The 252-nt window shown below is 39.3% G+C and carries 1 protein-coding gene; it reads right to left on the bottom strand.

From position 1 onward, the window contains the following. Positions 1 to 252, bottom strand: a 252-nt coding sequence (locus AOA60_RS29555; RefSeq protein ID WP_178075433.1) for an NYN domain-containing protein, incomplete at both ends; no start/stop codon positions are given.

Here is a 252-nt window from a genome sequence, read left to right as displayed (position 1 = left end):
CGAAGCTCCCTAGCAGATTTTCGATACGCACCACTAGCAAAAATGACACGCTGCTCAACAAAATCTGAGGTTGCCACATAAATTTGAGTATCTACCCTTTTCAGTTCATTGCAGAGTCTTTCTATCCGTTCATCAGCTGTTTCCTTTTCCCTTGTATAAATAATCTTTAACTTATAGTCCTGATATTTTTTCCCTAAACCTGGAACCATGTGTGCATCAAAAATAAGCATCACTTCCATACCAGTATAGGCC

The sequence above is a fragment of the Pseudomonas sp. 2822-17 genome, from assembly GCF_002742485.1.
Lineage (GTDB): Bacteria > Pseudomonadota > Gammaproteobacteria > Pseudomonadales > Pseudomonadaceae > Aquipseudomonas > Aquipseudomonas cyclaminis.
This window is presented reverse-complemented; position numbering and strand designations above follow the sequence as displayed.